This is a genomic window from Thomasclavelia sp. (assembly GCF_017889095.1).
Taxonomy (GTDB): Bacteria; Bacillota_I; Bacilli_A; order Erysipelotrichales; family Coprobacillaceae; genus Thomasclavelia.
In genome coordinates, this window is the sequence record NZ_JAGHEW010000065.1 from 1 (window position 1) to 7659 (window position 7659).

The following is a 7659-nucleotide window of genomic DNA, read 5'->3' on the forward strand; positions in this document are numbered from 1 at the left end:
AAGCTGGAAAAGATTTAGAAGGTAAAGGATTTGACCCTCGTAAATTATTAGCACCAGGTGCTGCAGCTATTCAACAATGTGTTAAAGAAAAAATGGAAATCTTTGGATGCATTGGTAAAGCATAATAACAAACTTCGATATTTAGAATCTCACTCTGGTGGGATTCTTTTTTTAAAGAATAATAACGGATTTTACCAAATTAAATTTTAATTTTAGGTTGTTTTTGCCTATAATTTAATATATAGTAGTATCGTAGAAATAAAGGAGGGCTAAAATGAGTGAGGTAATTGCGATTGAAGGTGGACATAAATTAAATGGAACAGTAGTGGTAAGTGGGGCCAAAAATGCGACCGTAGCGTTGATTCCTGCGATTGTCTTGGCTGATAGTCCTGTTACTATATATGGGGTACCCAATATTTCTGATGTCGATGCATTAGGAGTATTGTTGAAAGAATTAAATTGTCAGGTTTTTAAAGGTGATGGAGAGTTATTTGTGGATCCGTCCAACTTAGTTAATAAACCATTAGTAAGTGATGCTGTTAATAAATTAAGAGCTTCATATTATTTGATGGGGGCATTACTTGGTAAATGCAAAAAAGTTACGATGAAAATGCCGGGGGGATGTTTTTTAGGACCTCGTCCGATTGATTTGCATATTAAAGGTTTTGAAGCCTTGGGAGCAAATGTATCATATTGCCAGGATGGAACATATACAATTGAAGCTGAAAGATTAATTGGTAATAAAATATATTTAGACTTTGCATCAGTTGGCGCAACAATCAATATTTTATTAGCAGCGGTAAAAGCTGAAGGTAAAACAATAATTGAAAATGCCGCAAAAGAACCGGAAATTATTGATGTAGTTAACCTGCTTACTAAAATGGGGGCTAGAATTCATGGTGCCGGTACTGATAAGATCGTTATTGAAGGGGTTGAAAGTCTAGGAGGCTGCTATCATGAAATTATTCCTGATCGCATCGAAGCGGGAACGTTTTTGATCATTGCTGCAGCAGCCGGTGAAAAAGTAATCGTTCAAAACGTAATTCCTCAGCATTTAGAAGCGGTAACATCAAAACTTCGCGAAATGGGCGTTAAGATGGATATTGTCGGTGACAGTATTATTGTTTATGGAGGAACTAAACATTTAAAACCGGTCGATATCAAAACACAGGTTTATCCAGGTTTTGCAACAGACTTGCAACAGCCCTTAACAGCTTTATTGACCCAATGCAATGGTGCCAGTCAGGTAGTAGAAACAATTTATCCTGAAAGATTTGGACACTGTCAGCAGTTAAACAACATGGGAGCTAAAATTGATCAGGAAGAAGCAATGTGCTATATCAACGGGCCTACACCGCTATATGGAAATCGCGTATATGCTACTGATTTAAGATGTGGTGCGGCATTGATCGTAGCAGCTCTGTTAGCTAAAGGGGTAACTGAAATTGGCAATGTATATCATATTGATCGTGGTTATGAAAACATTGATCATAAGCTGATTTCATTAGGAGCAATCATTACTAGACGGCAAGTTGAAGATTAAATACTAAATTAATAAAAATGTCTTGAAATCTAGATATTTTAATGTTATTATACTATGGCAACTTACTTTGTAGTCAAAGACTATAAGGCGGAAGGAGATAGAGAAAATGAAAAAAGGAATTCATCCAAATTACAAAAAAGTAAAAGTTATTTGCACTTCATGTGGAAATGAATTTGAATCTGGATCAGTATTAGACGAAATTCGTGTTGATACTTGCTCTAACTGTCATCCATTCTTCACTGGTAAACAAAGATTTGCAAGTGCTGATGGTCGTGTAGAAAGATTCAATAAAAAATATGGTTTAAAATAATAAGAAGGACAATCAAGTCCTTTTTATTTTTGAAAATAAAAGGTGATAAGAATACTTATCACCAGGGAACAAATTAATTGTTCCTTTTAAACTATACTGCTTTTAGGTATTTGACTAATGGGAAAATATAAGCAGCATAGCATTTAAGCAATGATTACTTTTCTTTACCTTGTAGGTAAATATCGGCAATAAATTGTGCTACTTTATCGATTCCTAAATCACTATTGATCGTTAAATCAAAATTTTTCAAGTGACCCCATTTTTTAGTAGTGTAATAATTATAATAGTTGCTGCGGCCTTTATCACGTTTCATGACGTATTTTTTAAAGTTTTCATGTTCTTCTTTATAATCTTCTTTAACGCGGCGAATTCGTGATTCTAATGGTGCATGAATGAAGATCGTTAATACATCATCATAATCTTCTAAAATATAATCAGCACAGCCATTTACAATAATACAAGAATCATGATTAGCTAAATGACGGATTATTTTTGATTGCATTACAAAAACTTGGTCATTTAATGGTAATGAAAATGCTGAAGATGACATTGTATACATGAAACTAGATGATTTTTGTTCAGCTACTTTACGAATCGCATCAACATCCATTCCCATTTCTTTAGCAGCTAAATCAATTACTTCATTATCATAGTAAAACAATCCTGTTTTTTCCGCAACTTTTTGGGCGATTAAACGTCCACCAGAGCCATATTCTCTGGCAATTGTAATAATTCTAGGCATATTAATTCCTCCCTTTAGTTATTATTCTATCACAAAAATAGTTATTAATGATAATTTTTTTCTTATTTATAATAAATCGCCTGGTAAAATAGAAGAATTATTAAAATAATTGTTTTTATCGGAGTTTATTTGTATAATAATAGCAACATAAAGGAGGAAAAATGTGGAGTTTCATGTATTAGCAAGTGGTTCAAAAGGAAATAGTACCTTTATCTATGATCATGGTGTAGGAATCTTGATTGATTGTGGGATAACACGTAAACAATTATTATTTAAATTAAAAACACTTGGTTTCCAGGAAAATAATATTAATTATGTACTATTAACTCATGACCATTATGATCATAATAAAAATATCAATATTTTTGATCAAAAGATTTGTTTTTGTGGTAAAGACTGTATTAAAGGGATTGATCAAAGCCATATTCTAAAACCATATCAAGAAATTGAATTAGGTGATTATAAAATCATGCCTTTAAAAATATCTCATGATGCAACTAGTCCGTTGGCTTTTATTATTCATGGTGAAAGTGAAAGCATTTTATATATGACAGATACAGGTTATGTATCGCAAAAAAATCGCCAATATATCCATAATTTAGATTATTATATTATTGAAAGTAATCATGATGTTGAAATGTTAATGGCAACTAATCGACCATATTTTTTAAAACGGAGAATTCAAAGTGATATGGGCCATTTAGATAATGAATATAGTGCGAGATTAATGGTTGAAGTAATTGGTGAAAAAACAAAAGAGATTGTTTTAGCGCATTTAAGTGAAGAAGCCAACAGTAAGCAAAAAGCTTTAATGGCATATCAACAAATTTTTGATCAGAATGAAATTAATTTTCAGAATATTAAAGTAGCTAGCCAGGTTGATATTGTCAGTGGGGGTAAACGTGAAGATTAGGATAATTTGTGTCGGTAAATTAAAAGAAAAATATTTACTATCCGGTATTAATGAGTATGTAAAGCGGTTAAAAAACTATTGTAAAGTGGAAATTATTGAATTAGCTGATGAAAGTATTCCAAATAACTGTTCTTTAGCTCAGGAAGAGATTATCAAGGATAGAGAAGGTAAGCGGATGATGGAAAAAATCAAGGCTGATGATTATGTGATTGTTTTAGATGTGGCTAGTAAGCAGTTAGATTCAATTGCCTTAGCTAATAAAATAGAAACAGCAATGATTGCCGGTAAAAGCACAATTGATTTTATTATTGGTGGTTCCTTGGGTCATGGAAAAGATATTTTAAAGCGTGCTGATCTATGTTTAAGTTTTTCTAAGTTGACTTTTCCCCATCAGTTAATGCGGTTGATTTTAGTGGAACAAATTTACCGTTCGTTTAAGATAATTAAAAATGAAACATATCATAAATAAGTTTATTGTTATTGCTGATTAAGGCGTGGTATGATATAAAAAAGGAGGGAGTAATCATGGAAGTAGTTTTAGTAATTAGTATGTTTGTTTGTACCGCTCTAGCATTAAATTTTTTAGTTAATGGTAGACATAAGCTTTCAGGTACATTTGAAATTATAAATTTATGTTTAATAGTGGCAACTGCTTACCAGTTTAAATTGGTTAATGCCATTATTTGGGTGTTGATCGCAGTTGGATTAATACTTATTGCGATTATTTTCCTAAATAAGAAAAGAAAAGATAAAAGATTAAAAAATGAAGTAATTGATGCAAGAATTGTAAATAAAGGAGATTAAAATGGAAACTGTAAAAATTGTAATTGAAATGGAAAATGGCGATGTAATGAAAGGAGAAGTTTATCCGGAAATTGCACCGATAACAGTTAAAAACTTTTTAGGATTGATTGATCAAGATTTTTATGCCGGTTTGATCTTTCACCGTGTAATTCCTGGATTCATGATTCAAGGTGGCGGTTATGATGCAAACTTTAAGCATCATGAAGCACCAAGTATCAAAGGTGAATTTAAAAGTAATGGTTTTAATAATGAGTTATTACATACTCGTGGTGTTTTATCAATGGCTAGAACGATGATTCCAGATTCAGCTTCTTCACAGTTCTTTATTATGCATGAAGCTGCACCGCATTTAGATGGGGAATATGCGGCTTTTGGTAAAATTACTGAAGGTTTAGAAGTGATTGATAAGATTGTCAATTTACCACGTAACTTTCAAGATTGTCCAAATGAACCGGCAGTTATTAAAACAATTAAACGAGCTTAGGTGGATACTAGCTTTTTAGCTAGTATTTTCGTTTTTGAATAATAATAAATAATTTTTAAGTGGTAATTTTATTTAAAAGTAATATAATAGTTAGGGGTAAGGGGATGATGTGATGGTAAAATATAATTTGAAACAAAAATACTCACAGTTATATCGTGCTACCACAAATAAGATTAGCCTAATAACTGTGCCAAAGATGAAATATATTGCTATTGATGGCATTGGTAATCCCACCATCGATGAGTTTAAAATAAAATCAGAATTAATGCTAAGCTTACATAAAATTTTAAAAGAATTTTATCAATTGCAAGATATCAATTATACTGGGGCTAAACTGGAAGGAATTTGGGATACTTATGATAATAGTCATTTTGATGTGACTAGAAAAAAGATGATCAAATATACGCTATTAATTCCCCAGTTAGATATGTTGGAAGAAGAATTACTAGAACAAGCAAAAATTAAATTATTAGCTAAAACGGATAACTTGCTGGTAAAGGATATTTATTTAAAAGAATTTAGGGAAGGTCGTTGTATTCAGATGCTTCATATTGGACCATATAATACGGAAATTAATTCAACTAAAAAAATCATGGAGTATATAATGGTCGATAATTTAAAGCTATCTGGTTTTCACCATGAAATATATTTAAATAATCCTAAAAAAGTTTTGCCAGAAGATTTAAAAACAATTGTTCGTTATCCAATCGAGGAGTAGAGAAAATGAAATTAATGTTTATATCTGATATCCATGGATCTTATTATTATTTAAAACAGGCAATAACAGCCTATCAAAATGAAAAACCAGATCGCTTAATTTTATTAGGGGATTTATTATATCATGGACCACGTAATGATTTACCTAAAGATTATGCCCCCAAAAAAGTGATTCCCATTTTAAATGAATTAAAAAATAATATAATTGCCGTTAGAGGGAATTGTGATGCTGAAGTAGACCAGATGGTCTTAGATTTTCCAATCATGGCTGATTATGCAACGATTGATGTTGATGGAATTCATTTCTTTTTGACGCATGGTCATCTTTTTGATGAAGAGCATTTACCAAATTTAAATCCAGGTGATGTATTTGTTTATGGGCATATTCATAAGCCGGTAGCTAAAAAAATTGGTGATATTTATGTGTTAAATCCATCTTCGATTTCTTTGCCTAAAGCTGGCAACTGCAGTTATGGGATCTATGAACAAGGACGTTTTATGATCAAAGAATTTGATCAGACAATTGTTGAAGAAATAGAAATCAAAGAAAAATAAAGTTAAGTTTTTAATAAAGTTGAGTAAAATAGTTAGAATTAATTAATTAAAATGTTATAATATAAGTACATAGAAAGCAAAGGAAAACGAAAGGAGAATTTTTTATGTACAAAATTTTATTAGTATGTAATGCTGGGATGTCTACAAGTATGTTAGTGCAAAGAATGGAAAAAGCAGCAGCAAGTGATGGTATTGAAGTAAAAATCACTGCTATGCCTATTACAGCAGCATTAAAAGAATTAGATGATTGGGATGTAGTTATGTTAGGCCCTCAAGTTCGTCATGAATTAAAGAAATTAAAAGATGCAACTACTACACCAATTGAAGTAATTGAAATGCGCGATTATGGTATGATGAATGGGGAAAATGTATTAAAAGCAGCAATGAAAATAATTGACGCTAAATAATTCAAAATAATATTGAAAAGGGGAGCTAATGAAATGCTCCTTTTTTCTTGCTGATTTAAAAATAAAAACAAATTTTTTATGTAAATGCTTATTAAAAGATATGATATTAATAAATAATTAAAAAGTCCGTGCAAATTTATTAAAAGTATGGTATTTTTATGTTAGATAGTATCTAGGAGGGATATCATGGTAAAATACATCGAAATTGCAGATGATATTAGATCCAAGATAAAGGGCGGAAAATATACGTATGGGCAAAAACTGCCTTATGAATATGTTTTATGTGTATCATATCATTGTAATAAAGAAACAATGAAAAAAGCTCTCGATATATTAGTGAAAGAGGGTTTGATAATTAGAAGACGTGGTGCGGGAACTTTTGTAAAAGACTATGATCCCTCATCAGATACACCTAATAAAGCAAATTTGTTTACAAAAGGGCTGACACAACGCTATGAAGGGATTAAAAAGATTGAAACAGAAGTAATTGTTTTTGAAGTTGTTCCTAGTGATGATCATATATCAAAAAAATTACAAATAGAGGAAGGGTCGTTTGTTTATCATATTATCCGGTTTAGAAAACTGGATGGACGGCCGTATGCTTTGGAAATTATTTATATGCCAATCTCGTTAATTCCTAATTTAAAATTAGAGCATTTAAAAAAATCAATTTATGGGTATATTGAAAAAGATTTAAAATTGAAGATTCAAAGTGCTCATAAAAAAGTTCGTGGTCACTTATCATCATCGCTGGAACAGGAATATCTTGGTTTAAAAGAAACGGAACCGTATTTTGAAGTAGAACAGGTTGCTTATTTAAATACTGGAGTTATTTTTGAATATTCGCTTTCACGGTTTCATTATAATGATTTTGAGTTACAAACTGTTACTGTGGCAACCTAAAACGCTTAATTTTGTAAGCGTTTTTATTTTTTTTCAAAATAAAGGTATGGTTAAAAGTTAGCAATATATCAAGGTTTTTTTATACAATACCGGTCTTATTTTTAAAAGTATGGTACTTTTAATTGTAAAAAGCATTGACATTTGCCCAATTAACTTTTATACTTATATTGTCAATAGATATTTTAAGGGAGGAAAAAATATATGGACAAAATGGCAGATGTCCTTGGACGTGTTGGTGCGTGGTGTGGACAAAACAAGTATTTATCTGCAATTAAAAATGC

11 protein-coding genes and 1 pseudogene are annotated in these 7659 nt (G+C 31.1%); 11 read left to right on the forward strand and 1 reads right to left on the reverse strand.

What is annotated here, in order from left to right; all coding sequences use genetic code 11:
• From J7M77_RS02850 to rpmE, 3 genes and pseudogenes are all read left to right on the forward strand, one after another.
• Nucleotides 1–125 (forward strand): annotated as a pseudogene (locus J7M77_RS02850) (fructose-bisphosphate aldolase); the annotation flags it as partial.
• 149 nt (nucleotides 126–274) lie between these two features.
• On the forward strand, nucleotides 275–1543 hold the full coding sequence (locus J7M77_RS02855) for a UDP-N-acetylglucosamine 1-carboxyvinyltransferase (protein WP_296875763.1): 1269 nt from the start codon (nucleotides 275–277) through the stop codon (nucleotides 1541–1543).
• Between the two features lie 106 nt (nucleotides 1544–1649).
• Nucleotides 1650–1853 carry a 50S ribosomal protein L31 gene (rpmE, locus tag J7M77_RS02860; RefSeq protein WP_296875765.1) on the forward strand — a complete coding sequence of 68 codons (204 nt, stop codon included), beginning with the start codon at nucleotides 1650–1652 and terminating at the stop codon, nucleotides 1851–1853.
• Nucleotides 1854–2007: 154 nt separating this feature from the next.
• Here the strand turns inward: rpmE and J7M77_RS02865 are convergent, their stop codons facing one another.
• The gene (locus J7M77_RS02865; protein ID WP_296875767.1) at nucleotides 2008–2595 is read right to left on the reverse strand and encodes an AAA family ATPase; all 588 of its coding nucleotides are present in this window, start codon (nucleotides 2593–2595) and stop codon (nucleotides 2008–2010) included.
• 163 nt (nucleotides 2596–2758) lie between these two features.
• On the opposite strand from J7M77_RS02865, the gene J7M77_RS02870 reads away from it, so the two are divergent.
• The 8 genes from J7M77_RS02870 (at nucleotide 2759) to J7M77_RS02905 (ending at nucleotide 7378) form a co-directional block, all read left to right on the forward strand.
• On the forward strand, nucleotides 2759–3508 hold the full coding sequence (locus J7M77_RS02870) for an MBL fold metallo-hydrolase (protein WP_296875769.1): 750 nt from the start codon (nucleotides 2759–2761) through the stop codon (nucleotides 3506–3508).
• The gene (gene rlmH / locus J7M77_RS02875; RefSeq protein WP_296875771.1) at nucleotides 3498–3977 is read left to right on the forward strand and encodes a 23S rRNA (pseudouridine(1915)-N(3))-methyltransferase RlmH; all 480 of its coding nucleotides are present in this window, start codon (nucleotides 3498–3500) and stop codon (nucleotides 3975–3977) included. Before J7M77_RS02870 ends, rlmH begins: the two co-directional genes overlap by 11 nt.
• Nucleotides 3978–4033: 56 nt before the next feature.
• Nucleotides 4034–4312 carry a hypothetical protein gene (locus J7M77_RS02880; protein WP_296875773.1) on the forward strand — a complete coding sequence of 93 codons (279 nt, stop codon included), beginning with the start codon at nucleotides 4034–4036 and terminating at the stop codon, nucleotides 4310–4312.
• Between the two features lies 1 nt (nucleotide 4313).
• Complete coding sequence (locus J7M77_RS02885) at nucleotides 4314–4796, forward strand: peptidylprolyl isomerase (RefSeq protein WP_296875775.1); 483 nt, start codon at nucleotides 4314–4316, stop codon at nucleotides 4794–4796.
• Between the two features lie 112 nt (nucleotides 4797–4908).
• Nucleotides 4909–5514, forward strand: coding sequence for a GyrI-like domain-containing protein (locus J7M77_RS02890; protein ID WP_296875777.1), 606 nt, complete (start codon nucleotides 4909–4911; stop codon nucleotides 5512–5514).
• Between the two features lie 5 nt (nucleotides 5515–5519).
• Entirely contained in the window at nucleotides 5520–6068 is a 549-nt protein-coding gene (gene yfcE, locus J7M77_RS02895) for a phosphodiesterase (protein WP_296875779.1), read from the forward strand.
• Nucleotides 6069–6172: 104 nt separating this feature from the next.
• Nucleotides 6173–6475: a PTS sugar transporter subunit IIB gene (locus tag J7M77_RS02900; RefSeq protein ID WP_296875781.1), complete on the forward strand. Its 303-nt coding sequence runs from the start codon at nucleotides 6173–6175 to the stop codon at nucleotides 6473–6475.
• 186 nt (nucleotides 6476–6661) lie between these two features.
• Nucleotides 6662–7378, forward strand: a complete 717-nt coding sequence (locus tag J7M77_RS02905; RefSeq protein WP_296875783.1) for a GntR family transcriptional regulator — start codon at nucleotides 6662–6664, stop codon at nucleotides 7376–7378.
• The last annotated feature ends 281 nt before the right edge of the window (nucleotides 7379–7659 follow it).

Coding starts and splice junctions, on each gene's coding strand:
- J7M77_RS02855 (WP_296875763.1), top strand. CDS start 275: ATGAGTGAGGTAATTGCGATTGAAGGTGGACATAAATTAAATGGAACA.
- rpmE (WP_296875765.1), top strand. CDS start 1,650: ATGAAAAAAGGAATTCATCCAAATTACAAAAAAGTAAAAGTTATTTGC.
- J7M77_RS02865 (WP_296875767.1), bottom strand. CDS start 2,595: ATGCCTAGAATTATTACAATTGCCAGAGAATATGGCTCTGGTGGACGT.
- J7M77_RS02880 (WP_296875773.1), top strand. CDS start 4,034: ATGGAAGTAGTTTTAGTAATTAGTATGTTTGTTTGTACCGCTCTAGCA.
- J7M77_RS02885 (WP_296875775.1), top strand. CDS start 4,314: ATGGAAACTGTAAAAATTGTAATTGAAATGGAAAATGGCGATGTAATG.
- J7M77_RS02890 (WP_296875777.1), top strand. CDS start 4,909: ATGGTAAAATATAATTTGAAACAAAAATACTCACAGTTATATCGTGCT.
- yfcE (WP_296875779.1), top strand. CDS start 5,520: ATGAAATTAATGTTTATATCTGATATCCATGGATCTTATTATTATTTA.
- J7M77_RS02900 (WP_296875781.1), top strand. CDS start 6,173: ATGTACAAAATTTTATTAGTATGTAATGCTGGGATGTCTACAAGTATG.
- J7M77_RS02905 (WP_296875783.1), top strand. CDS start 6,662: ATGGTAAAATACATCGAAATTGCAGATGATATTAGATCCAAGATAAAG.